General features: G+C 74.7%; 21 protein-coding genes. 17 read left to right on the top strand and 4 right to left on the bottom strand.

Annotated features, from left to right (window positions below; genetic code table 11):
- The first annotated feature begins 81 nt into the window (after positions 1-81).
- The 5 genes from pstS (ACWFNE_RS08685) (at position 82) to pstS (ACWFNE_RS08665) (ending at position 5470) form a co-directional block, all read left to right on the top strand.
- Positions 82-1218 (top strand): phosphate ABC transporter substrate-binding protein PstS, encoded by a 1137-nt coding sequence (gene pstS / locus ACWFNE_RS08685; RefSeq protein WP_452122022.1) that lies wholly within the window; start codon positions 82-84, stop codon positions 1216-1218.
- Between the two features lie 173 nt (positions 1219-1391).
- Positions 1392-2381 carry a phosphate ABC transporter permease subunit PstC gene (gene pstC / locus ACWFNE_RS08680; RefSeq protein WP_452122021.1) on the top strand — a complete coding sequence of 330 codons (990 nt, stop codon included), beginning with the start codon at positions 1392-1394 and terminating at the stop codon, positions 2379-2381.
- The gene (gene pstA, locus ACWFNE_RS08675; protein WP_452122020.1) at positions 2378-3322 is read left to right on the top strand and encodes a phosphate ABC transporter permease PstA; all 945 of its coding nucleotides are present in this window, start codon (positions 2378-2380) and stop codon (positions 3320-3322) included. The genes pstC and pstA overlap by 4 nt, the downstream gene beginning before the upstream one ends.
- Before the next feature lie 55 nt (positions 3323-3377).
- The gene (pstB, locus tag ACWFNE_RS08670) at positions 3378-4154 is read left to right on the top strand and encodes a phosphate ABC transporter ATP-binding protein PstB (RefSeq protein WP_452122019.1); all 777 of its coding nucleotides are present in this window, start codon (positions 3378-3380) and stop codon (positions 4152-4154) included.
- Positions 4155-4333: 179 nt separating this feature from the next.
- Entirely contained in the window at positions 4334-5470 is a 1137-nt protein-coding gene (gene pstS, locus ACWFNE_RS08665) for a phosphate ABC transporter substrate-binding protein PstS (protein ID WP_452122018.1), read from the top strand.
- A 245-nt stretch (positions 5471-5715) separates the two neighbouring features.
- Here pstS (ACWFNE_RS08665) and ACWFNE_RS08660 read toward each other — a convergent pair whose 3' ends face one another.
- Entirely contained in the window at positions 5716-6288 is a 573-nt protein-coding gene (locus ACWFNE_RS08660) for a hypothetical protein (RefSeq protein WP_452122017.1), read from the bottom strand.
- A 267-nt stretch (positions 6289-6555) separates the two neighbouring features.
- Between ACWFNE_RS08660 and ACWFNE_RS08655 the strand changes: the two genes are divergently transcribed.
- The 3 genes from ACWFNE_RS08655 to ACWFNE_RS08645 all read left to right on the top strand — a co-directional run bounded on the left by ACWFNE_RS08655 (position 6556) and on the right by ACWFNE_RS08645 (position 9047).
- A complete protein-coding gene (locus ACWFNE_RS08655) occupies positions 6556-7038 on the top strand; it encodes a CarD family transcriptional regulator (protein ID WP_013769765.1) in 483 nt (160 codons plus the stop codon).
- A 106-nt stretch (positions 7039-7144) separates the two neighbouring features.
- On the top strand, positions 7145-8617 hold the full coding sequence (gene ispF / locus ACWFNE_RS08650) for a 2-C-methyl-D-erythritol 2,4-cyclodiphosphate synthase (RefSeq protein ID WP_452122016.1): 1473 nt from the start codon (positions 7145-7147) through the stop codon (positions 8615-8617).
- A 160-nt stretch (positions 8618-8777) separates the two neighbouring features.
- Entirely contained in the window at positions 8778-9047 is a 270-nt protein-coding gene (locus tag ACWFNE_RS08645; protein WP_258724287.1) for a hypothetical protein, read from the top strand.
- A gap of 100 nt (positions 9048-9147) precedes the next feature.
- Here the strand turns inward: ACWFNE_RS08645 and ACWFNE_RS08640 are convergent, their stop codons facing one another.
- Complete coding sequence (locus tag ACWFNE_RS08640) at positions 9148-10128, bottom strand: EamA family transporter (protein WP_452122015.1); 981 nt, start codon at positions 10126-10128, stop codon at positions 9148-9150.
- Positions 10129-10199: 71 nt separating this feature from the next.
- On the opposite strand from ACWFNE_RS08640, the gene ACWFNE_RS08635 reads away from it, so the two are divergent.
- Positions 10200-11111, top strand: coding sequence for a LysR substrate-binding domain-containing protein (locus ACWFNE_RS08635; RefSeq protein ID WP_452122014.1), 912 nt, complete (start codon positions 10200-10202; stop codon positions 11109-11111).
- Positions 11112-11163: 52 nt separating this feature from the next.
- On the opposite strand, the gene ACWFNE_RS08630 is transcribed toward ACWFNE_RS08635, so the two are convergent.
- Positions 11164-12510 (bottom strand): D-arabinono-1,4-lactone oxidase, encoded by a 1347-nt coding sequence (locus tag ACWFNE_RS08630; RefSeq protein WP_452122369.1) that lies wholly within the window; start codon positions 12508-12510, stop codon positions 11164-11166.
- Positions 12511-12668: 158 nt separating this feature from the next.
- Between ACWFNE_RS08630 and ACWFNE_RS08625 the strand changes: the two genes are divergently transcribed.
- The 8 genes from ACWFNE_RS08625 to ACWFNE_RS08590 all read left to right on the top strand — a co-directional run bounded on the left by ACWFNE_RS08625 (position 12669) and on the right by ACWFNE_RS08590 (position 20910).
- Entirely contained in the window at positions 12669-13412 is a 744-nt protein-coding gene (locus ACWFNE_RS08625) for a TetR/AcrR family transcriptional regulator (RefSeq protein ID WP_452122013.1), read from the top strand.
- Between the two features lie 85 nt (positions 13413-13497).
- Entirely contained in the window at positions 13498-14739 is a 1242-nt protein-coding gene (locus ACWFNE_RS08620; RefSeq protein WP_452122012.1) for an MFS transporter, read from the top strand.
- Complete coding sequence (locus tag ACWFNE_RS08615; RefSeq protein WP_452122011.1) at positions 14736-15917, top strand: alanine racemase; 1182 nt, start codon at positions 14736-14738, stop codon at positions 15915-15917. The genes ACWFNE_RS08620 and ACWFNE_RS08615 overlap by 4 nt, the downstream gene beginning before the upstream one ends.
- Before the next feature lie 90 nt (positions 15918-16007).
- Positions 16008-17474 carry a cysteine--tRNA ligase gene (gene cysS, locus ACWFNE_RS08610; protein ID WP_452122010.1) on the top strand — a complete coding sequence of 489 codons (1467 nt, stop codon included), beginning with the start codon at positions 16008-16010 and terminating at the stop codon, positions 17472-17474.
- Positions 17474-18502 carry a 23S rRNA (guanosine(2251)-2'-O)-methyltransferase RlmB gene (rlmB, locus tag ACWFNE_RS08605; RefSeq protein WP_452122009.1) on the top strand — a complete coding sequence of 343 codons (1029 nt, stop codon included), beginning with the start codon at positions 17474-17476 and terminating at the stop codon, positions 18500-18502. Before cysS ends, rlmB begins: the two co-directional genes overlap by 1 nt.
- A 114-nt stretch (positions 18503-18616) precedes the next feature.
- The gene (locus ACWFNE_RS08600; protein ID WP_452122008.1) at positions 18617-19150 is read left to right on the top strand and encodes a GNAT family N-acetyltransferase; all 534 of its coding nucleotides are present in this window, start codon (positions 18617-18619) and stop codon (positions 19148-19150) included.
- A gap of 129 nt (positions 19151-19279) precedes the next feature.
- Entirely contained in the window at positions 19280-20074 is a 795-nt protein-coding gene (locus ACWFNE_RS08595) for a hypothetical protein (protein ID WP_452122007.1), read from the top strand.
- 263 nt (positions 20075-20337) lie between these two features.
- Positions 20338-20910 carry a GNAT family N-acetyltransferase gene (locus ACWFNE_RS08590; RefSeq protein ID WP_452122006.1) on the top strand — a complete coding sequence of 191 codons (573 nt, stop codon included), beginning with the start codon at positions 20338-20340 and terminating at the stop codon, positions 20908-20910.
- 151 nt (positions 20911-21061) lie between these two features.
- Here the strand turns inward: ACWFNE_RS08590 and ACWFNE_RS08585 are convergent, their stop codons facing one another.
- Positions 21062-22342, bottom strand: coding sequence for a DUF4032 domain-containing protein (locus ACWFNE_RS08585; RefSeq protein ID WP_452122005.1), 1281 nt, complete (start codon positions 22340-22342; stop codon positions 21062-21064).
- Positions 22343-22577 lie beyond the last annotated feature (235 nt).

Genomic DNA, 22577 nt, shown 5'->3' with positions numbered 1-22577 from the left:
TTCCTCTCCTTAGCGTCTGTGGCGCACCGAGGCCCCCGGGGTCCGGTGGGTCTACGACGAAGCATCAGGAGAGGGATTCCCGTGAAGGTTCGGCAGCTCGCACGACAGACCGGTCTGGTCGGTGTCGTGCTCGTCTCGTCTCTGGCGCTCGCGGCCTGCGGGTCCGACAACAACGCCGGTGGCGAGGGGACGGCGGACTCCGCCGCTGTGACCGCGGGGGGCAGCGACATCGACTGCGGCGAGGGCGGCACGCTCAACGCCGAGGGGTCGTCGGCGCAGAAGAACGCGATCGAGCAGGCCATCGCCTCGTTCGAGGAGGTCTGCCCCGACATCACCGTGAACTACAACCCGACGGGCTCGGGCGCCGGCATCACGCAGTTCACGGCCGGCCAGGTCGAGTTCGCCGGCTCGGACTCGGCGCTCAGCGCCGACAAGGGCGAGGTCGAGGCGGCGCAGGCGCGCTGCGAGGCCGGCCCGGCGTGGAACATCCCGATGGTCACGGGCCCGATCGCGGTCGCCTACAACCTCGAGGGCGTCGACGAGCTCGTGCTCGACGCGGCGACGACGGCCAAGATCTTCCGCGGCGAGATCACGACGTGGGACGACGCGGGGATCGCGGCGCTCAACGAGGGCGTGACGCTCCCGGCCGAGGAGATCCACGTGTTCTTCCGCTCGGACGAGTCGGGCACGACCGACAACTTCACCAAGTACCTCAACGCCGCCTCGGGTGGCGTGTGGACGGACCCGAACGCCAAGTCCTGGCCGTCGTCGGGTGTCGGTGAGGGCCGCGAGAAGTCGGCCGGCGTGTCCGAGGGCGTCGCGACGACGCCCGGCGGCGTCACGTACGTCGAGTGGTCCTACGCCAAGGACAACGAGCTCGGCGTCGCGCAGATCGACAACGGCTCCGGCCCCGTCGAGCTGACGGCCGAGTCCGCGGCGACCTCGGTCGCCACCGCCGAGCGCACGGGCGAGGGCAACGACCTCGCCCTCAAGCTCGACTACGCGACGCAGGAGGAGGGCGCCTACCCGATCGTTCTCGTGACCTACGAGATCGTCTGCTCGGCGGGCCTCGACGAGGCCGCCACGGCCGGCGTCAAGGCGTTCCTCACGCACTTCGCCTCGCCCGAGGTCCAGGAGGGCCTCATCGAGATCGGCTACGCGCCGCTGCCGGAGGACGTGCAGACCGACGTCCTGGCCGCGATCGAGGCCATCGCCTGACCTGACCTCCACGCGCTGCCGGGCCGCACCCGGCCCGGCAGCACCGGAGGGCCGTCGTCGTCCCGGTCCACCCCACGAGGGAGGGCCGGGACGGCGGCACGCACGACTCGGGGCGCACCGCCGCAGAGCCCGACGCCCACCCCGCACCGCCCAGCACCGAGTGAAGGACGCCGATGGCCACGACCACCAGCACGCCGCGCGTTCCCGGCGCGCCGCCGGGCCCCGAGGGCCTGAAGCAGGGTCTCTCGCGCGGGCCCGACCGCGCCTTCAAGATGCTCGCCGGGGGGTCGAGCGCCGTCGTCGTCGCGCTCGTCGTGATCGTCGGGGTCTACCTCGTCAGCAAGGCGTGGCCGTCGCTCGCCGCGAACGGCGCGAGCTTCCTGACGTCCCGCGAGTGGAGCGTCGCGGACCCGGACAACCTGCGCTTCGGCATCGCACCGCTGCTGTGGGTCACGATCATCTCGTCGGTCGTCGCGATGGCGATCGCCGTGCCGATCGCCATGGGCGTCGCCCTGTACCTCACGCACTACGCGCCGGCCCGCGTCGCGAAGCCCTTCGCGTACCTCGTGGACCTGCTCGCCGCGGTGCCGTCGATCGTGTTCGGCCTCTGGGGCGCGCGGGTGCTCATGCCGTACGTGCAGCCGTTCCAGGACGCGCTCAAGACCGCGTTCGGCTGGTTCCCGCTCTTCGCGCCCACCGCCGTCCAGGCCGGCACCATCTTCCTCGCCTCGATCGTGCTCGCGATCATGATCCTGCCGATCATCACCGCGCTCTCCCGCGAGGTCTTCCGGCAGACCCCCGTCGGGCACATGGAGGCAGCGCTCGCGCTCGGCGCGACGCGCTGGGAGATGATCCGCACCGCGGTGCTCCCGTTCGGCCGGCCCGGCGTCGTCTCCGCCGCGATGCTGGGGCTCGGGCGGGCGCTCGGCGAGACCATCGCCGTCACGATCATCCTGTCGACCACGACGGGCGCCTTCAGCTGGTCGCTGTTCTTCGGCGGCGAGACGTTCGCCTCGAAGATCGCGAACGCGGCGTCCGAGTTCGACTCCCCGTCCAAGACCGGCGCGTACATCGCCGCCGGGCTCGTGCTGTTCCTCCTGACGTTCGCGGTCAACGCGATCGCCCGCGTCATCATCGAGCGCCGGAAGGGGTTCACCGAGTGAGCGCCACGTCCCTGACCTCGCCCCTCGTCCCCGCGGACCCGGGCGACGTGTCGCCAGGCGACGACCTGCGCGCCCTCGGCGGCGGCAGTGCGTCGGGCTCCCGCCGCGTCAAGGACCGCGCCGCGACGGTCGTCATGCACCTCGCGTTCCTCGTCGCCGTGATCCCCCTGGTGTGGATCCTGTGGACCGTCGTGTCGCAGGGCTACCACATGCTCCTGGAGTCGACGTGGTGGACGAACTCGCAGCGCGGGATCACCGTGCGCGACTTCGGCGGCGGCGCGTACCACGCGATGGCCGGCACGATCCTGCAGGCCGCCGTGACCGCCGTGATCTCCGTCCCGCTCGGCATCTTCACGGCGATCTACCTCGTCGAGTACGGCCGCGGCCGCGTCGCGCGGGCCGTGAGCTTCATGGTGGACATCCTCACCGGCATCCCGTCGATCGTCGCGGCGCTGACGGTCTACGCGCTGTGGATCTCGACGTTCGGCTTCTCCCGTGTCGGCTTCGCGGTGAGCCTGTCCCTCGTGCTGCTCATGGTCCCGACGATCGTGCGGTCGACCGAGGAGATGCTCAAGCTCGTCCCGAACGAGCTGCGCGAGGCCAGCTACGCGCTCGGGGTCCCCAAGTGGAAGACGATCGTCAAGATCGTCCTCCCGACGGCGTTCTCCGGGATCATCACCGGCGTCCTGCTCGGGCTCGCGCGCGTCATGGGCGAGACCGCGCCGCTGCTGATCCTCGGGCCGTACACCAAGTCGATCAACATGGACCTCTTCAGCGGCAACATGGCGTCGCTGCCGACGATGATCAACCAGGACCGCACCGAGTTCCTCGACGCCGCGGTCCAGCGCACGTGGGGTGCGGCGCTCACGCTGATCCTCATCGTCATGGCCCTGAACGTCGCGGGCCGCGCGATCGGCCACTTCAGCAAGGTCAAGTCATGACGCGCCCCGCACCCGTCACCCCCACCGCACTGCCACGAGAGGAGCGCTGAGGGCCGTGGCCAAGCGCATCGACGTCAAGGACCTGAACGTCTACTACGGGGACTTCCGCGCGGTCGAGGGGGTCACGATGGGGATCGACGCCCGCTCCGTGACCGCCTTCATCGGCCCCTCGGGCTGCGGCAAGTCGACGTTCCTGCGGACACTGAACCGCATGCACGAGGTGCTGCCGATCGGGCGCGTCGACGGCGAGGTGCTGCTCGACGGCGCCGACCTGTACGACAAGAACGTCGATCCCGTGGCCGTCCGCCGCACCATCGGCATGGTGTTCCAGCGCCCCAACCCGTTCCCGACGATGTCGATCTTCGACAACGTCGCCGCGGGCCTGCGCCTCAACGGCGTGAAGAAGAAGAGCGAGCTCCAGGACACGGTCGAGAACGCGCTGCAGGGCGCGAACCTCTGGAAGGAGGTCAAGGACCGCCTCGACAAGCCCGGTGCCGGCCTCTCGGGCGGTCAGCAGCAGCGCCTGTGCATCGCGCGGGCGATCGCGGTGCGGCCGCAGGTGCTCCTCATGGACGAGCCGTGCTCGGCGCTCGACCCCATCTCGACGCTCGCGATCGAGGACCTCATCTCGCAGCTCAAGAACGACTACACGATCGTGATCGTGACCCACAACATGCAGCAGGCCGCGCGGGTCTCCGACCGGACGGCGTTCTTCAACATCGCCGGCACCGGGGCGCCGGGCAGGCTCATCGAGGTCGACGAGACCGCGACGATGTTCTCGTCGCCGCGCGAGCAGGCCACCGAGGACTACATCTCGGGCCGCTTCGGCTGATCCACCGGCCGGTCCGCCCGGGCGACCCGCCCCGGCAGGCCGACCGCGCGGCTCCGGCCGCCGCACCAGGACCCGGCGACCGTGCCCGGCCCTGGTGCCGTCATGTCCGCGTCCCCGCCGCGCCGCCGCCACCCGGCCCGGTGCGCCCGGGGGCGACGTCCCCAGGGGAGGAACCTCACGTGGCGCTACGCCAGCTCGCACGGATCGCCGGCCCGGTCGGTCTCGCACTCACCCTCGGGGTGCTCGGGGGCTGTGCGTCTCAGCCGGCCTCGGGGGGCGACGCGCCGGTGGGGGCGTCCGCACCGGCCACGGCGTCCGCCGACGCGGCCGCGCGGTGCGGCGCGGGGACGATCGAGGCCGCGGGCTCCTCGGCGCAGCGCAACGCCGTCGAGCAGGCGATCATCACGTTCTCGACGGTGTGCCCCGACGTCGTGGTGCGCTACGACGCGAGCGGCTCGGGTGCGGGCATCACCCGGTTCACGGCCGGGGAGGTCGCGTTCGCGGGGTCGGACTCCGCGCTGAACCCGGCCAAGGGTGAGGTCGAGGCGGCGGCGGCACGCTGCGCCGGGGCGCCCGCGTGGAACCTGCCGATGGTCACCGGCCCCGTCGCGATCGCCTACAACCTGGACACGGTCGGCCAGCTCGTGCTCGACGCGCCGACCCTCGCCCGCGTGTTCCGCGGCGACATCACGTCCTGGGACGACCCGGCGATCGCCGCGCTCAACCCCGGTGAGCTGCTGCCCGCCGAGGAGATCGCCGTGCTGTTCCGCGCCGACGAGTCGGGCACCACCGAGAACGTCACGCGCTACCTCGCGGCCGCGGCCGGCGACGTGTGGACGGACCCGCCCGCGAAGAGCTGGCCGGTCGAGGGCGTGGGGGAGGGCCGGGAGAAGTCGGCCGGTGTCGCCGAGGCCGTCGCGACGACGCCCGGCAGCCTCACGTACGTCGAGTGGTCCTACGCGAAGGAGAACCGCCTGGGCGTCGCGAAGATCGACAACGGCTCCGGCCCGGTCGAGCTCACGACGCAGAGCGCCGCCGCGACGGTCGCGACCGCCGAGCGCACCGGCGAGGGCGACGACCTCACGCTGACGCTCGATCACGCGACGCGCGAGCCCGGCGCGTACCCGATCGTGCTCGTGACGTACGAGGTGGTCTGCTCGGCGGGGCTCGACGCCGCGACCACCGCGGCGGTCCGGGCGTTCCTGCGGCACCTGGCGTCGCCCGCGGTCCAGCAGAGCCTCGTCGACATCGGCTACGCGCCGCTGCCCCCGTCGGTGCGGGCGGACGTGCTCGACGCGATCGGCTCGCTCGCCTGAGACCTCCGGCCCGGACGCTGGGCCGAGCCGCGGCCCGGACGCCGGGCCGAGCCGCGGCCCGGGTCGCTCGCCCCGGTCGAGCGGCGGCCGCCGGCGAGGCCGCCCTCCGCCGCTCCCGTAGGCACGCGAGAGCCTGTGCGGCTCGTGCGCACGGGTGGGCCCGGGCGAGCGCCGGTGGCCCGCAGCGCGACGGCCCCCCGGGATGTCCCGGGGGGCCGTCGTGACGTGCAGGGCGTGCGGCGGTGTCAGCCCGCGGTCGGCGTGGGCGTCGGCGTCGGCTCGAGCGTCGGGTCCACGCCGGTCGGCGCGGAGGGGCTCGTCGTCGGGGTCGGCAGCGCGGTCGGGACGTGGTCCGCGTACTCGGGCAGGGTGCCGTCCAGCACCGGGACCGCGATCGTCTCGGAGCCGCCGGTCGCGGTCGTGATCGTCACGTCGGTCGTCGCGCCCGGCACGTCGACCGACGTGAAGAGCAGCTGCTCCCCGTCGGTGCCGCCGAGCAGCACCCCGTCGCCCGGGCCGACCTCGACCGTGCCCACCTCGGTACCGTCCTCGAGCGCGAACGTGACCTCGAGCGCCTCGGCACCGTCGTTGGACACCGCACCCTGCAGGCTCGCGGGCTCGCCGGCGCCGGAGGTGAGGACCAGCAGGTTCTCGGCGGTCAGGTCGCCGAGCGTGGCGCGCACGCCGTCGGACGCCGCGTACGGCCGCTGGGTGGTGATCGGGTTCGTCGCCGAGCAGCCGGCGAGACCGGCGCCGACGAGCGCGACGGCGACGGTCGCCGAGAGGCGCAGGTGCAGGGACGGGCGGACGCGGGCCACGGTGACTCCTCGGGGCGGAACGGGTGCCGGCGACGGCCGGCGGTGCTGGCAGGTGCTGGCAGGTGCTGGCCTGTGCTGGTGGCGGGTCCGCGCACCGCACGGACCGCAGCTCCACAGCCTAGTCGGCGTCGCCGGATCCGGGGTCCGGGGGGCACCCGCGGGAGCGTCCCCGTGACCTGCGCAAACGACGGGGGCGGCCGCGGGCGGGCGAAAGGGGGCGAACAATAGCGTGATAGAATGGGGTTCCGCGAAAGGGGACACCTGCAGATGACTTTCACTGTTGGGGAGACGGTTGTCTACCCGCACCACGGTGCAGCGTTGATCGAGGAGATCAAGACCAGGACCATCCGCGGCGAGGACAAGATCTACCTCAAGCTCAAGGTCGCCCAGGGTGACCTGACGATCGAGGTTCCCGCGGAGAACGTGGACCTCGTGGGTGTGCGTGACGTGGTCGGCCAGGAGGGTCTGGACCGCGTCTTCGAGGTGCTGCGTGCGCCGTACACCGAGGAGCCGACCAACTGGTCGCGCCGCTACAAGGCCAACCTCGAGAAGCTCGCCTCGGGTGACGTGATCAAGGTCGCCGAGGTCGTGCGCGACCTCTCGCGCCGCGACGCGGACCGCGGGCTCTCGGCCGGCGAGAAGCGCATGCTCGCCAAGGCCCGTCAGATCCTCGTCTCGGAGCTCGCACTCGCCGAGCACACCGAGGAGGAGAAGGCCGAGGCCATCCTCGACGAGGTCCTCGCCTCGTAACGCGTCCTCCGACGACCTCCTCGACGCCCCCGTGACCGGGAACGCCGCCGCAGAGCCGCGCGCCTCCGGCGACGACAGCGGCACGGGTGCACGTCGGGACCGGGTCGTGGCCGTGCTCACCGCCGCCGGCAGCGGGACCCGCCTCGGGCACACGCTGCCCAAGGCGCTGGTCCCCGTCGGGGGGACCCCGCTCGTCGTCCACGCCGCCCGCAGCCTCCTGGCCGCGGGCGGCGTCGCGTCGTCCGGGCGCCGGTCATCCGTGAGCGTGAGCCCGACGGAGGGGCCGCCGCCCGCCGTGGGCGCCAGCCCGACCCAGGGGGCGCCGCTCGCCGTGGGCGCGAGCCCTGTCGAGAGGGCGCCGCTCCCCGTGAGCGCCCTCGTGGTCACTGCGCCCTCGGACCGCGTCGAGGAGTTCGCCGCGCTGCTCGACGGTGCCCGCCTCGGCGTCCCGGTCCGGGTCGTCGCGGGTGGCTCGACGCGGCAGGCCTCGGTGGCTGCCGGGCTCGCCGTGCTCCCGGCGGACGCCACGGTCGTCCTGGTGCACGACGCGGCGCGCGCCCTCGTCCCCGCCGAGACCGTCGACCGGGTCGTCGCCGCCGTCCGGGCCGGGCACCCCGCCGTCGTCCCCGCGGTCCCCGTGACCGACACGCTCACGCGCGTGCACACCGACGGCTCCGCGGCGGGCACCGTCGCGCGCGCCGACCTCCGCGCGGTCCAGACCCCCCAGGGCTTCGACCGGGCGACCCTCGACCGCGCGCACCGCGAGGCGCGGGCCGTCGCCGACGACGAGGCGAGCGCCGCGACCGACGACGCCGGACTCGTCGAGCGCCTCGGGCTGCCCGTGCACGTCGTCCCGGGGCACGACGACGCGTTCAAGGTCACGACGGCCCGGGACCTCGCGCTCGCCGAGCTCGTCCTCGCGGCCCGCGCGGCCGCGCACGTCACCCCGACCGCCCAGGAGGCCGGCCCGATGACCGACACCGCCGACACCACCGACACCACCGACACCACCGACAGCACCGGCGCAGGCGGACCCGCTCCGCGAGCGCGCCCGAGCGCGGGGGCAGGCGACGTCGCCCCGCCCGCGCTGCCGCGCACGGGGATCGGCGTCGACGTCCACGCCTACGCCGCCGAGCCGGGTGCGGACGCCGTGCTGCACCTCGCGGGGCTCGCGTGGCCGGGGGAGCGCCCGCTCGAGGGGCACTCCGACGCCGACGTGGCCGCGCACGCGGCGGCCGACGCGCTCCTGTCCGCCGCCGGGATCGGCGACCTCGGCTCGAACTTCGGCACCGCGGAGCCGCAGTGGAAGGGCGCCTCGGGCACGGCGCTGCTCGCGGAGGCCGCGCGGCGGGTCCGGGCGGCAGGCTTCGAGGTGGGGAACGTCGCGGTCCAGGTGATCGGCAACCGCCCGCGTCTCGGCCCGCGTCGAGCCGAGGCCGTCGAGGCGCTCAGTGCGGCCGCGGGGGCGCCGGTGAGCGTCTCGGCGACCACGACCGACGGGCTCGGGCTCACCGGCCGCGGCGAGGGTGTCGCGGCCGTCGCGACGGCCCTGGTGGTCGCGCGCCCGTCCGGCGGGTAGCACCCCGTCCGGCCCTGGCCGACGCGTCACCCGGGCGCGGGACACGACGGGCGCCGACCGGGCGCTCCGGCGGTCGGGGGGTCGCATCACGGTCGGAATGTCTGTACCGTCCCGCTTCGTGACGAAGACGCACCGCCCCCCGACTCGCCCGGTCGAGCGCGTGAGAGCGCTGCCAGGTCACGGGGCAGCACCGGAAGGACCCGCACCGCTCCCGCAGCGCGAGGGCGTCAACCGGGTGCGGCTGCGTGTGCGCATCCCGACGGACGTGCTGGCTGCCACGATCGACGGTCTGGCCCAGCTCGACGACCACCGTGCCCCTGAGCTCAGCGAGAGCGAGGCGGCCGCCGCGCCGCCGCCGCCCGTGAGCGCGGAGCTCGCGACGGGCGCCATCCCGGTCACCCGCGTCCGGCGCCCGACGCCCGGGAGCTGACCCGGCGCACCGCAGCGGAGACCGGGCAGGTCGGTCCCTGCCGCTCAGCGCTGCCGTGCCGCGCACCCGCCGTGCCGCTCGCCTCGGTGCCGCCGCGGGTCTAGCGGACGGCGGCGTCCTCCGCGGCCCGCCCGGCTCGGTCCGCGTCCGGGGTGTCGCCGGTGCTCGCGGGACCGGCGGTCGGTGCCGCGACGGGCGCGGCCCGGCGCCGGGGGCGCGAGCTGCCGAGCAGGACCCCGCCCACGACCAGCGCCCCGAGCGCGAGCTCGACGACCGGCGTCGGCTCGCCGAGCAGCAGCCACGACGCCGCGACGCCGACGACGGGCACCAGCATCGAGAACGGGGCGACGGTGCTCGACGGGTGCCGTGACATGAGCGCGGTCCACAGGCCCGTGCCGAGGACGGTCGCGACGAGCACCGTGTAGGCGAGCCCGGCGAGCGCCAGCAGTCCGGTCGGGCTGCCGAGCGTGGTGAGCGACGTGCCGATCGCCGCCGGCCCGTCGACGACCAGTGCGAGGGCGAGCATCGGCAGCGGCGGGACGACGGACATCCACATCAGGAGTGCGAGCGGGGAGCTGCTGCGTGCCTGGCGGTTGCAGATGTTCCCGAACGCCCAGCCGAGGCCCCCGCAGAGGGTCAGGAGGACGGGCAGGAGCGTCGCGGAGCCGCCCAGCTCGGCCCGGTGCACGGCGATGCCTCCGAGGCCCAGGACGGCCAGCGCGATGCCGACGCCCTGGCGGGCGCTGAGCCGCTCGCGCAGCCAGACCGCCCCGAGCACGACGGTGAACGGCGCGGACGACTGGAGTACGAGCGACGCGAGCCCGGTCGGCATCCCGGCGTCCATCGCGAGGTACAGGAACGCGAACTGCAGGATGCCGAACCCGAGCCCGTAGCCGAGGACCCAGCGCCACGGCACGGCCGGGCGGGGGACGAGGAGCAGCGCGGGTATTGCGAGCACCGCGAACCGGAGCGAGGCGAGGAAGAACGGCGGGAAGTGCTCGAGCGAGAGGTGGATCGCCGTGAAGTTGAGGCCCCAGGTGAGGGCGACGACGGCGGCGAGGAGGCGGTCGCGGGGCGGCATGGGTCGATCGTCCGTCCCGCGGTGTCGCAGCACCATCGAAAAGTCCGGCGTCGACTCTGTAGCGTGGCTTCATGGATGCCCGACTGCTCGAGACCCTGCGCGCGGTGCACGACCACGGCGGCGTCACCGCCGCGGCTGCCGCGCTGCACGTCACGCCGTCCGCGGTCTCCCAGCAGGTGCGCGTGCTGCAGCGCGAGGTCGGGGCGGTGCTGCTCGAGCGCGTCGGGCGTGGGGTGCGGCTCACGCCCGCCGGTGCGGCCCTCGCCGCGGCCGCGGTCGACGTGGCGGTCGCCGTCGAGCGGGCGCGTGCGGCGGTCGACGCGCACCGCGCCGAGCCGCGGGGGACGGTACGGGTCAGCGCCTTCCAGAGCGCCGCCCAGATGCTCCTGCCCGGGCTGCTCACGCGGGTCGCCCGGCTCGGCGGCATCGCGCTCGAGTGCAGCGACGAGGACGTCGCGCAGGCCGAGTTCGGCGTGCTGACCGCGGACTTCGACGTCGTCGTCGCGCACCGGCCGGACGGGTCGGCGGGCTGGGGCGGGGGGCTGCGCGTCGAGCCGCTGCTGCGTGAGCCCCTCGACGTCGCGCTGTGGCCGGGCCACCCGCTCGCGCAGCGGGCGACGCTCGAGCCCGCCGACCTCGCCGGGGAGGACTGGATCACGGTCCGGGAGGGGTTCCCGGTGGCCGCGGTGCTCAACGAGCTCGCGACGCTCGCGGGGTCGCCGCCGCGGATCGTCCAGCGCATCAACGACTTCCACGTCGTCGAGGCGCTCGTCGCCGCCGGCCACGGGATCTCCCTGCTGCCCCGCTACACGAGCGGCACGGCGCCCGACCGCCTGCGCCTCGTACCGCTCGCCGGCGTCCGGGCCGGTCGCCGGATCGACGCGCTGCTGCGCCCGGACCGTGCCGAGCGCCTCGTCGTGCAGCGCGTGCTCGGCGAGCTCCGGGCGCAGGCGCGGGAGATCGAGCGGTCCGCCGCGACGTGACGACCGGGCGCGCCGGGTGCGGGCGGCGCGCGCCGTCCGGCGCCCCGTCGGCTCAGGCCGCGCGCTCCGCCGGCGCCCCGAGGACGTGGTCGACGTAGGTGTTCGCGAACCGCCCGCCGGGGTCGGCCTCCGCGCGCACCGCACGGGCCTGCGCGAGCCGCGGGTACAGCGCGTCGAGCTGCTCCGGGCCGAGCCAGTGCAGCTTGCCCCAGTGCGGGCGGCCCTGGACCTGCGCCACGATCCGCTCGACGGCGTCGAAGTAGCGCCGGTACGGCAGGCGGACGTACTGGTGCACGGCGACGTACGCGGTCTCCCGCTGGTACGCGGTCGACAGCCACACGTCGTCCGCCGCGGAGTACCGGACCTCGAGCGGGAACGGGATCCGCTCGCCGGTCGACGCGAGCCAGCCCTCGATCTCGGCGAGGACCTGCGGCACGGCCGCGCGGGGGATCGCGTACTCCATCTCGCGGAACCGCACGCGGCGCGGCGAGACGAGCACCTCGTGCGAGGCGGCGGTGTAGGTGCGCGCGCCGAGCGCCCGGGCGGCGATGCCGTTGACGGACGGGGTCAGCGCCGGCACCGCGGCGGTCAGCGTGTTGGTGGCGGCGAAGACGCCGTTCGAGAGCAGCTCGTCGTCGACCCACGCGCGGACCTTCGACAGCGGGCGGACGTCGTCGTCGGGCACCCGGTTGTTCCGCTTCGTGAGCGTGCGGCGCGTGTGCGGGAACCAGTAGAACTCGAAGTGGTCGTTCGACTCGATCAGCCCGTCGGGACCTTCGAGCCGCTCGAGCACCCGGTCGAGCGGCCACGGCTCCTCGACGGCCTCGAGCCGGAACGCGGGCACGACGTCGAGCGTGACCGCGGAGAGCACGCCGACGCTGCCGAGCCCGAGCCGTGCGACCTCGAACAGCTCGGGCCGCTGCTCGGCCGAGGCCTCGACGATCTCGCCCGACGCGGTCACGAGCCGCACCCCGACGACCTGCGCGGCAAGCCCCGGGAGCTGGATGCCGGTGCCGTGCGTGCCGGTCGAGATCGCGCCGGCGATCGACTGGCGGTCGATGTCGCCGAGGTTGCGCAGCCCGAGCCCGTGCGCGGCGAGCCCGGCGTTCAGGTCGCCGAGCCGCGTCCCGGCGCGCACGGTCACGCGCGCGCTCCCGTCGGCCCGGTGGTCGACGCGCTCGAGGCCGGTCATGGCGTCGAGGCTCACGAGGATGCCGTCGGTCACGGCCGCGCCGGTGAACGAGTGACCGGCTCCTACGGCACGGACGCGCAGGTCACCCGCGCCGCGCACGAGCGCGGCGAGCCCTTCCTCGTCGCGTGGGCGCACCCACCGCGCCGGTGTCGCGTGCGCCGTGCGCGCCCAGTTCTGCCATTCCCCACGGTTCCCCCCGAAGTTCATGGGCTGACTGTTGATCTGGTCGGCCGTCCAAGTCAAGTGCTCCGCACGCTTGACTATTGTCACGGCGCACATTGAGATGGGGTCAAGGGGGCGCACGGGCACCGCAGACCCCGTGTCGCGCGGAGCCCGGGCGAACGAGGGGATCGAACGGGGGACCGATGAACCGCATGCCTGTCGCCGCGAGGCGAGAGCAGCTGATCGAGGCGGCGCTGAGCGTCGCGAGCAGGGACGGGATCGACGCGGCCACGGTGCGTGCCGTCGCCGCCGAGGCCGGCGTCTCGCTCGGCGTCGTGCACTACTGCTTCCAGGACAAGGACGAGCTGTTGCGCGCGGTGGCGGACGCGATCACCGTGCAGAACCGGCAGGCCGCCGAGATGGGCCTGCCCGAGGACGCCGACCTGCGCACGACGTTCCGCGCGGCGGTCGAGAGCATGTGGGACAGCATCCGCACCAACCGGGGCGCCCAGCTCCTGAGCTACGAGCTGACGACGACGTCGCTCCGGCACGCGGAGCTCAACCAGGTGGCGATCGCGCAGTACCGCGGCCAGTGGAACTCCGCCGAGGTGTTCCTCGAGAACATCGAGCAGGCCGTCGGGATCACCTGGCTCGTCCCGCGCGAGCGGCTCGCGCGCTCGCTCGTCGCGGTCGTCGACGGCATCGCCCTCGCGTGGCTCGTCGACGGTGACGACGCGGCGGCGACGACGACCCTCGCCGGGTTCGCGGACTTCCTGGCGTCGCAGGCCGCGACCTTTCCGCGTGAGCTGATCGACGGGCCGGGAGCGCGCGCGGACGAGGCGTCGGCCGCGCCGCTGGCGTACCTCGACGCGAGGCGTGAGCCGGGCGCGAGGCGTGAGCCGGGCGCGAGCGCGACGCTCCCGGAGCACGCGAGCTCGCACGCGTGACCCGCACGGACACCGGACGCCCGGCCCGACCGCTCGACGGTCCGGGCCGGGCGGTCCGTCCCCGGGGCCTGAGCCGGTTCCCCGCGTGACCGGCGGGACGTCGGTGCCCGGCGCGCCCGCGGGCCTCGACACCGGCGCACCGCCCACCGAGCTCCCGGCCGCCGCCCGCGCCGCCCGGGTCGTCGTCGCGCTCGCGTTCGGCGCCCAGGGGCTCGCCTACGGTGCGCTCATCACGAGCCTGCCGGGGTTCAAGGACCGGTTCGGGATCGGCGACGACGTCGTCACTCTCGTCGTCCTCGGGGTGTGCCTGATGGCGGCGGTCGGCACGGTCCTGTCCGAGCGCCAGGCGCGCGGACCGGGCTCGCGCGCGGTGCTCGCCACGGGTCTCGCGAGCATCACGCTCGCGGTCCTCCTCGTCGCGCTCGCACCGAGCCTGCCGGTGTTCCTCGTCGGCTTCGCGCTCTACGGCCTCGGGCTCGGGCAGGTCGACGCCGGGACCAACATGCAGGCGGTCGCGCTCCAGCGCGCGTACGGGCGCAGCATCCTCACCGGCTTCTACGCGGCCTGGTCGGTCGCCGGCATCCTCGCGACCGTCTACGTCGGGCAGTACGTCTCGCGCGGCGTCCCGCAGCAGGTCGCGCTGCCCGTCGTCGCGGCCGTCGTCGCGGTGATCGGGGTGCTCGTGCTGCGCAGGGCGTGGCGCGCGCACGACGCGCCGCTCGCGCCCGGCGCCGCCGACGCGCCGGCCGGGCAGCCCGGGCGGGTGGCGCTCCCGTGGGCCGCGATCTCCGTGCTCGGCGTCGCCGTCGTGGCCTACTACGTCGTCGACTCGGCCGCGTCGACGTGGAGCACGATCTACCTCGGCGACGTCCTCGGTGCGGCGGACGACGTCGCACCGCTCGGCTACGGCGTCTACCTCGCGACGACGCTCGTGTCGCGGCTCTCGGGCGACCTCGCCGTGCGTCGCTGGGGACGCGTCGCCGTCGTCCGTACCGCGGGCCTGGTCGGCGCGGCCGGGCTGCTCGCGGTCGTGCTCGCGCCGAGCGCCGCGGTCGCCGTCGGCGGCCTCGGGCTGACCGGCCTCGGGCTCGGTGTCATCGCGCCGCTGTGCTTCGCCGCCGCCGGGGGGCTCGCACCGGAGCACGCCGACGCGGTCGTCGCGCGGCTCAACGGGTTCAACTACCTCGGCGCCGTGCTCGGCGGGGTCCTCGTCGGGGCGATCGGCGCCGGCTCGACGCTGCGCATCGCCTACACGGTGCCGCTCGCGCTCGCGGTCGTCATCGTGCTGCTCGCACCGCGGTTCGGGACCCGGCGGTCGGCTGCGTGACGACGCTCGGCGCACGCCTCGACGCGGCGACCCACGGGCTGCCCGCCCCGCTCGCCGTCGTGGACCTCGACGCGTTCGAGGCCAACGCCGCGGACCTCGTCCGGCGCGCCCGCGGTGTGCCGATCCGCGTCGCCAGCAAGTCGGTGCGCGTGCGGCACCTCGTGGCCGCCGCGCTCGCGACCCCCGGGTTCGCGGGAGTCATGGCGTACTCGCTGCGGGAGGCGCTCTGGCTCGTCGAGAACGGCGTCGACGACGTGCTCCTGGGCTACCCGACCGTCGACGCGGGTGCGCTGCACGAGCTGGCCCGCGACGCGCGCGCCGCCGCGGCGATCACGCTCATGGTCGACCACGTGGGCCAGGTGGACCTCGCACAGCGGGCTGCCGCCGCGGGCGGCAACCCGGTCGGCGTGTGCCTCGACGTCGACGCGTCGCTCCGCCTCGGGGTCGGCCGCGCGGTCGTGCACCTCGGTGTGCGCCGGTCACCGGTGCACACGCCGCGCCAGGCGGAGGTCCTCGCGGCGACGCTCGCACGCCGGCCCGGCATCGACGTCCGCGGCGTCATGTTCTACGAGGCGCAGGTCGCCGGGCTGCCGGACTCCGACGTGCTCGTCCGGGCCGTCAAGCGCGCGTCGGTGCGCGAGCTCGACCGCCGCCGCGCCCGGGTCGTCGACGCCGTCCAGCAGGCGACGGGCGAGCCGCTGCGCATCGTGAACTCGGGCGGCTCCGGCTCGGTCGGGACCAGCGCCGCCGACCCGGCGGTCACCGAGGTCACCGCCGGCTCGGGGATGCTCGTGCCGACGCTGTTCGACGGGTACCGCGCGTTCGAGCCTCGCCCCGCGGCGTTCTTCGGGCTCGACGTCGTGCGCCTGCCCGGGCCCGGTTTCGCGACGGCGTTCGGGGGTGGGTACGTCGCGTCGGGGCCCGCGACGCGCTCGCGTCTCCCGCGGCCCGTCGCCCCCGCGGGGCTCACGCTCACGCCACGCGAGGGTGCCGGCGAGGTGCAGACGCCCCTGCGCGGTCGGGGCGTCGAGGGGCTCTCCGTCGGCGACCGCGTCTGGTTCCGGCACGCCAAGGCCGGCGAGGTGTACGAGCGCTTCCCCGAGGTGCACCTCGTGCGCGGCGAGACCCTCGAGCGGACGGTGCCGACGTACCGCGGCGAGGGCCGGACGTTCGGCTGACCGGCTGACGCCCGCCGCTCGGGGCACGGCGCACCGGGCCCGTCGCCCGGACCGGCGGGTGACGAGGCCACTCGCCGGTAACCTTGCGGGGTGAGCCTGCGCCTGTACGACACCGCGACCCGCCGGGTGCGCGACTTCGTGCCCGTCCGCCCCGGCTCCGTCGGCATCTACCTGTGCGGTGCGACGGTGCAGGCGCCCCCGCACATCGGGCACGTGCGCTCGAGCATCGCGTTCGACGTGCTGGTGCGCTGGCTCCGGCGGGCCGGCAACGACGTCACGTACGTCCGCAACGTCACCGACATCGACGACAAGATCCTGTCGAAGGCCGAGCAGGCCGGTCGCCCGTGGTGGGCGTGGGCGCTCGAGAACGAGCGGGCGTTCACCTGGGCGTACGACGCGCTCGGGGTGCTGCCCCCGACGTACGAGCCGCGCGCGACGGGCCACGTGCCCGCGATGGTCGAGCTCATGGAGACGCTCGTCGGGCGCGGTCACGCGTACGTCGCGGCCGACGGCGACGTGTTCTTCGACGTGCGCTCCTACCCGGAGTACGGCGCGCTGACGAACCAGCGGCTCGAGGACATGGTCCCCGCACCCGACGGCGGTCCGACCGACGGCGACGTGCCGGCGGTCGTGAAGAAGGACCCGCGCGACTTCGCGCTCTGGAAGGCCCCGAAGCCGGGTGAGCCCACGAGCGCGTCGTGGCCGACACCGTTCGGCCGCGGGCGCCCCGGGTGGCACCTCGAGTGCTCCGCGATGGCGCAGCGCTACCTCGGTGACACGTTCGACATCCACGGCGGGGGTCTCGACCTGCGGTTCCCGCACCACGAGAACGAGCAGGCGCAGTCCCACGCGGCCGGGCTCGGCTTCGCGCGGTACTGGCTGCACAACGGCTGGGTCACGCTCGGCGGCGCCAAGATGAGCAAGTCGCTCGGCAACGGGCTGCTCGTGAGCGTCCTGCTCGAGACGGTGCGGCCCGCGGTGCTGCGGTACGCGCTCACGTCCGTGCAGTACCGCTCGATGCTGGAGTGGACACCCGACACGCTCGGCGAGGCCGAGAGCACCTGGGACCGGCTCGCCGGGTTCGTCGAGCGCGCGACCGAGCGGCTCGGGCCCGAGGGCGCGGTGACGTCCGCGGAGGTCGCATCGGGCGAGCTGCCCACCGACTTCGTGACCGCGATGGACGACGACCTGAACGTGCCCGCGGCGCTCGCCGTCGTGCACGAGCACCTGCGCGCCGGCAACAGCGCGCTCGCCGCCCGTGACGCCGCAGCCGTGCGCTCCGAGCTCGTGGCGGTGCGCGGCATGCTCGACGTGCTCGGGCTCGACCCCGCCGGCGACCAGTGGGGCGGCCACGGGACCGACGGCCGTTACGCCGAGGCGCTCGACGCCCTCGTCACCGCGGAGCTCGCCGCACGCGCCCACGCGCGCGCCGCACGCGACTTCGCCACCTCCGACGCGATCCGGGACCGGCTCGCCGCCGCCGGGGTCGTCGTCGAGGACTCCGCGACCGGCGTCCGCTGGTCGCTCGCAGCACCACGTACCGAGGACGACGACTGATGCCAGGGAACTCGCAGCGCCGGGGCGCCACACGCAAGCCGGGATCGAAGAAGGGCGCGGTCAGCGGCTCGGGGGGCAAGGGTCGCCAGTCGCTCGAGGGCCGCGGGCCGACGCCGAAGGCCGAGGACCGTCCGTACCACCCCGCGGGCAAGAAGAAGATCGCCGCCGAGCGGCGCGCGGCCACCGGGACCGACCGCGGGCCGTCGTCGGGCGCACGCGTGGCCGGTGGCGGGGCGCGGGCCTCGCGCAGCGCGGGCGGCACCAAGGGCGGGCGCGGGGTCTCCGCGACCCACGAGATCGTCAACGGCCGCAACTCCGTCGTCGAGGCCCTCCGCGCCGGCATCCCCGTCTCGACGGTGTACATCGCCGCGCGGCTCGAGGCCGACGACCGCACGCGCGAGATCCTGCGCGCGGTCACCGAGCGCGGCTACCCGCTGCTCGAGGTCACGAAGCCCGAGCTCGACCGCCTGACCGACAACTCGGTCCACCAGGGCGTCGCCATCCAGGTCCCGCCGTACGCCTACGGCGAGCCCGACGACCTGCTCGACGTCGCCGAGGCGTCCGGCCGGCCGCCGCTCATCGTCGCGCTCGACGGCATCACCGACCCGCGCAACCTCGGCGCGGTGCTCCGCTCGGCCGGCGCGTTCGGCGTGCACGGCGTGCTCGTGCCCGAACGGCGCGCCGCCGGCGTCACCGCCTCGGCGTGGAAGGTCTCCGCCGGTGCCGCCGCGCGCGTCCCGGTGGCCCGCGCGACGAACCTCGTGCGCACGCTCGAGCAGTACCGCAGCGCCGGGTGCTTCGTCGTGGGGCTCGACGGCGGCGGGGACACCCCGATCGGCGACCTGCCCTACGCGAACGACCCGCTCGTCATCGTCGTCGGCTCCGAGGGCAAGGGGCTCTCGCGGCTCGTGCGCGAGCACTGCGACGCGATCGCGTCCATCCCGATCGGCTCGGCGGTCGAGTCGCTCAACGCCGGCGTCGCCGCCGGGATCGCGCTGTATGAGGTCGCGCGGCAGCGCGGGGCCTGACGCCGGGACGCCGGCGCGGCCGGACCGGGCGCGTCCGCCGGGAGGTCGTCGCAGCCGCTCCCACGGGTCGGGCGCAGCGGGGCCCGCGACCGGCGCGCTGGCATCCTGGGGCGCATGCTGCCCGACGAGCGTGTCGAGACCGTCCGCCTGCGCCCGCTGCTGCCCTCGGACGAGGCCGAGGCGACCGCCGCCCACCGCGAGCTCGCGGCGGACGGGTTCGAGTTCCTGCTCGGCTTCCGGGCCGGGGACGACTGGGCGGCGCACCTCGAGCGCCTCGCGCACGAGCGGGCCGGCGCGGACCTTCCCGAGGGGCGCGTGCCCGCGACCTACCTCGTCGCCGAGGTGAACGGCCGCATCGTCGGCCGCGTCTCGGTGCGGCACAGCCTGAACGAGCACCTCGCGCACGTCGGCGGGCACATCGGCTACGCCGTCCGGCCCGCGCACCGAGGCCGCGGGTACGCGACCGCGATGCTGCGACGGGCGCTCGGTGTGGCGGGGGGCGCCGGTGTCGACGTCGCGCTCGTCACCTGCAGCGAGACGAACGTGGCGTCGGCGCGCGTCGTCGAGCGGTGCGGCGGTGTGCTCGTCGACGTCGTGGACGCCCCGGAGGGACCCCAGCGGCGGTACCACGTGCCGACGACGAGCTGAGCGCGACGGCGCCGGACCGGGCGCCTGTGGACAGGGATCGACCGCATCACGACGGCCCGCACTACGGTCCTCACGGCCGCGCCGGACGCACCGTGTCCGCGCGAGACGGCCGTGGACCGAGGAGCGACGATGCGTGGACGTGGGTGGACGAGGGCCGGCTTGGTCGCCCTGGCGTCGTGGGCGCTGCTGGTGCTCGCCTCCTGCGCGCCCTACGACCCGTATCCCGCGGGCTCTCGGGAGTTCCGCGAGTGGGCGCGGGAGGTCGACGGCGTCGACGACGTCCGGACGCAGCGGATGGGAAGCGCGTTCCCCTTCACCGGCTATGCGAGTGCCACCGTCGACGTCGGTCCGCAGCGCGACGGCGATGCGCTGGCCGCCGTGCTGGAGGAGCTGGCATCCTTCGAGGGCGACACCAGGGGCCTCGACATCGATGTGGATGTCACGTATAGGCAGGCCGACTACGCAGCCACGTTCCGTCTGGATCTCGGGCGACGCGAGGTCCTCGACCTCGTGCTGGATCCCGACGTCGCCGGCGCCGCGACCCTGCTGACCTACGAGGAGAGCGCCGGCCGCCCGGTCGTCGGGGCCGTCGCGCGCTACGGGGTCGACTTCCTGACGGCCGCGGACCGGCTGCTGGCCGAGACGGTCGCCCGTCTCGACTGCCCGGACCCCGACCTCACGGTGTCGAGCGCGAACGGCTGGTTCGTCCTGGACGGCGCGGCCGCCACCGACTCGGCGGCTCGCCGCATCTTCGAGCAGATCAGGGCGACCCACCGGGTGACGGCGGCGACCGTGCACACGGCGTTCGTCCGCGTGACGCTGGCCGACCCGCTGGACCCTGCCGCCCTTGCCGCGCTCGAGGCGCTGGGCGGGCAGTACCCGACGGTCGAGGTCACGGCGCCGCCGGTTCCGCCGGCGGCGTGACGGGCCGGCGCGCGTCGGAGACCGCCGACGGGCGTCGACGCCTCGGGCGGGCTCGGGCGGGCCCGGACGGCTTGGACGAGCTCGGACGGGCCCGGACGGCTTGGACGAGCTCGGACGGCTTGGACGAGTTCGGACGGCTCGGACGGCTTGGACGAGCTCGGACGGCTCGGACGGCTCGGACGGCCCGGCGTGCGCGGGCGGCTGCGACCGGGCCGAGGCGGAGGTGGCGCCGAGCCACCACGGGCCGTGTCACGATGGGACCGATGACGACCGAGCTCCGCCGCTGGGACCTGAGCGACGCCCCCGCGCTGCGTGCGGCGCTCGCGGGCAGCGCCGACCTCGCGGTCCAGCTCGGCGGTGGCACCGATCTCGACGACCTCGCGGCGTGCGAGCGGCTCATCGTCGCGCAGCTCGACTCGTGGGGGCCCTCGCACTACGCGTTCGCGATCAGCATCGACGGGACCGCCGTCGGCGCCGTCGGTCTGAGCCACGTCGAGCACGTGCACGACACCGCCTGGGTCTCGTACTGGCTCGCCGCGAGCCACCGCGGGCACGGGATCGCGACGCACGCGGTCCAGGCCGTCGCCGCGTGGGCCTTCGGCACCCTGGGGCTGTTCCGGCTCGAGCTGGGCCACCGGGTCAACAACCCGGCGTCCTGCCACGTCGCCCGGCGTGCGGGCTTCGTCGCCGAGGGGACCGAGCGGCGCAAGCTCCGGTACGGCACCGAGCGGTTCGACGTCGAGACGCACGCGCGGCTGCGCACCGACCCGGCTCCGGCGGGGCCCGCGTGGCCCGTCGTGGGCATCGGCGAGGCCGTCACGCTCGGCGGGCACTGACACCCGGGCGGGAACCACGGCGCCGGGAGCTGCCGGTCACCTCGGCCGCGAGACGCGCCGAGCACCGGGACGCCGAGACGTGCGAGCCCGGCGCGGGAGGCTCGGCGGCTCGGTCGCGGTCGCCGTCGCGCTCGCCCGCCCGTCGTCCGGGTCAGTCGCGCCGAGGGGCGGGCACCACGTCGGCGTCCTCGTGCAGGTCGGCGGCGCTCACGCCGAGGATCGCCTGCTCGTCGGGCCGGTGCGGGAGGATGTCGCGCACGTAGCTCTGCGCGGCCTCGGGCATCGGCACGTCGCGGCCCTGCTGCTGCGAGAGGAACCAGCGGTGGTCCAGCAGCTCGTGGAACACCTGCGCGGGCTCGAGCTTGAGCCGCAGGTCCCGCGGGACAGCCCGGACTGCCGGCTCGAAGATCCCGGTGAGCCAGTCGTGCGCCACGAACGACTCGTCCTCGTTCTGCCGGTCTGTCGCCGCGCGGAACGCGTCGAGGTCGTTGAGCAGGCGCCGGGCCTGGTTCTCCTGGACGTCGAGCCCCGTGAGCCGCATGAGCCGGCGTGAGTGGTGACCCGCGTCGACGACCTTGGGCTGGATGCTGACCGTCGTGCCGTCGACGTCCGTCGTGATGTCGAGCTCGCCGACGTCGAACCCGAGGTCGTTGAGCCGCTCGATGCGCGCCTGGACACGCCAGCGCTCGCCCAGCGTGAACGACTCGGCGTCCGTCAGGGTGGTCCACAGCTCCGAGTAGCGCTCGACGAGCATCGCGCCGATCGCCACGGCGTCGACCTCCTCCTCGAGGAAGTCCCCGGCCTGCAGGTCCATGAGCTCGCCGATGATGTTGACCCGGGCGACCTCGAGGTCGTACGCACGCTGGCCGTCGGTGAGCCGGTCGTGGAGGTCACCGGTCTCGGCGTCGACGAGGTACGCCGCGAACGTCTCGGCGTCACGCCGGAACAGCGTGTTCGAGAGCGACACGTCGCCCCAGTAGAAGCCGATGAGGTGCAGGCGCACCATGAGGACCGCGAGCGCGTCGATGAGCCGGGTCGCGGTGTCGGGGCGCAGCGACTGGCTGAACAGCGCGCGGTACGGCAGCGAGAAGGACAGGTGCTCGGTGATGAGCACGGCCTCGAGCGGCTCGCCGTCGGGTGCGGTGCGGCCGGTGATGACGCCGATGGGGTCGACGCTCGGCACGTCGATGCGGCTCAGCTGGCGCAGGAGCTCGTACTCGCGGTACGCGACCGTCTCGCCGATCTCCTTGACCGCGATGACCCGCCCCGACAGGCGCGCGAACCGCACGATGTGCCGCGAGATGCCGCGGGGGAGCGCGGCGAGCGTCTCGGCGGGCCAGTTCTCGAGCGGGATGTGCCAGGGCAGGTCGAGGAGCGCCGGGTCGGGCGCCGCGGTCGTGATCTGCAGGCGCGCAGGCGGGCGTTGGCTCATGCACCGATCCTCTCATCACGGTCGGACGCGGGGACGTGGGAGCACCGACAGTGCGCACGGCCCCCACCCGGGCGACACCGACAAGCCACCGGACGCGCGCGCACGCGACCGGGTAGGTGCGACAACGCCGCGGGGGGGGGAAGGGGGGGGGTGGTCGTCCCCCGCGGGGGAGGGGCGGGGGGGGTGGGAGGGGAAGCAGCGGTCGACATAAGACAGGCGGGAAAAAGACTTTTCT

It is taken from the genome of Cellulomonas sp. NPDC055163 (assembly GCF_053607065.1).
The sequence above is the reverse complement of the archived record's forward strand: the minus strand, read 5'-3'. Positions and strand labels throughout refer to the sequence as shown.

Excerpts from the sequence above, each read along its gene's own strand:
- ACWFNE_RS08600 (WP_452122008.1), top strand. The coding sequence starts at position 18,617 with ATGCTGCCCGACGAGCGTGTCGAGACCGTCCGCCTGCGCCCGCTGCTG.
- ACWFNE_RS08595 (WP_452122007.1), top strand. The coding sequence starts at position 19,280 with ATGCGTGGACGTGGGTGGACGAGGGCCGGCTTGGTCGCCCTGGCGTCG.
- ACWFNE_RS08590 (WP_452122006.1), top strand. The coding sequence starts at position 20,338 with ATGACGACCGAGCTCCGCCGCTGGGACCTGAGCGACGCCCCCGCGCTG.
- ACWFNE_RS08625 (WP_452122013.1), top strand. The coding sequence starts at position 12,669 with ATGAACCGCATGCCTGTCGCCGCGAGGCGAGAGCAGCTGATCGAGGCG.
- ACWFNE_RS08655 (WP_013769765.1), top strand. The coding sequence starts at position 6,556 with ATGACTTTCACTGTTGGGGAGACGGTTGTCTACCCGCACCACGGTGCA.
- ACWFNE_RS08630 (WP_452122369.1), bottom strand. The coding sequence starts at position 12,510 with ATGAACTTCGGGGGGAACCGTGGGGAATGGCAGAACTGGGCGCGCACG.
- ACWFNE_RS08585 (WP_452122005.1), bottom strand. The coding sequence starts at position 22,342 with ATGAGCCAACGCCCGCCTGCGCGCCTGCAGATCACGACCGCGGCGCCC.
- ACWFNE_RS08635 (WP_452122014.1), top strand. The coding sequence starts at position 10,200 with ATGGATGCCCGACTGCTCGAGACCCTGCGCGCGGTGCACGACCACGGC.
- rlmB (WP_452122009.1), top strand. The coding sequence starts at position 17,474 with ATGCCAGGGAACTCGCAGCGCCGGGGCGCCACACGCAAGCCGGGATCG.
- ACWFNE_RS08640 (WP_452122015.1), bottom strand. The coding sequence starts at position 10,128 with ATGCCGCCCCGCGACCGCCTCCTCGCCGCCGTCGTCGCCCTCACCTGG.
- pstC (WP_452122021.1), top strand. The coding sequence starts at position 1,392 with ATGGCCACGACCACCAGCACGCCGCGCGTTCCCGGCGCGCCGCCGGGC.